Source organism: Nocardioides sp. CPCC 206348, assembly GCF_048654705.1.
Taxonomy (GTDB): domain Bacteria; phylum Actinomycetota; class Actinomycetes; order Propionibacteriales; family Nocardioidaceae; genus Nocardioides.
Map to the genome: position 1 here is coordinate 42,173 of NZ_JBMCZA010000149.1, position 771 is coordinate 42,943.

The window sequence follows — 771 nt, forward strand, 5'->3', positions numbered from 1 at the left end:
CCCGGCGACCTGGGGCTGGCGCGGGCGTGTACGGCGCTGGAGCGGTGGGCTGGTCAAGCCGGCGATGGGTGCCCGGGAGCAGGCCTTCGAGGCCGACCGCGCCCAGATCCAGAAGGACTTCGACGGCCCGCGGACGATCGCGTTCGTGAATCCCAAGGGTGGCGCGGCGAAGACCACCGGTGTCCTGGCCGCGGGCCACACCTTCGGCACCGTGCGCGGCGGGGGAGTCATCGCGTGGGACAACAACGAGACGCGCGGAACCCTCGGCATCCGTGGTGCGCGCAGCACCCACCGCAACACCACGCGGGAGCTGCTCGAGGACCTCGGCCGGTTCAAGGACGTCTACCAGTCGCGGATCGGCGACCTCGGCGCCTTCGTCCGTTCCCAGGGCGACGCCCACTTCGACGTCCTCGCCTCCGACGAACGTCCCGATGTCACCGGCGTGATCCACGCGAAGGACTTCGGTGAGGTCCACTCGCTGCTCGAGCGCTTCTACCGGATCATCCTGGTCGACACGGGCAACAACCTCCGGGCCGAGAACTGGCTCGCCGCGGCCGAGAAGGCCGACCTCCTCGTCGTCACCAGCACCATCCGCGAGGACACCGGCTACAGCGGCCTGTGGATGCTCGACGCCCTGCAGGACGCGGGCTACGAGAACCTCAAGTACAAGACGATCACCGTGCTCTCCGACCCGAGCCCGAAGGTCGACGAGAACCTCGCCCGTGACCTCGTTGCCGTGTACGAGCAGCGCACCCGCGGCGTCTATCGGGT

At 69.3% G+C, this 771-nt stretch carries 1 protein-coding gene; it reads left to right on the forward strand.

Annotated elements, in window-relative coordinates:
- Positions 1-771 (forward strand): MinD/ParA family ATP-binding protein (locus ACOADB_RS10445; RefSeq protein ID WP_378597980.1); only part of this gene is annotated, 771 nt, incomplete at both ends.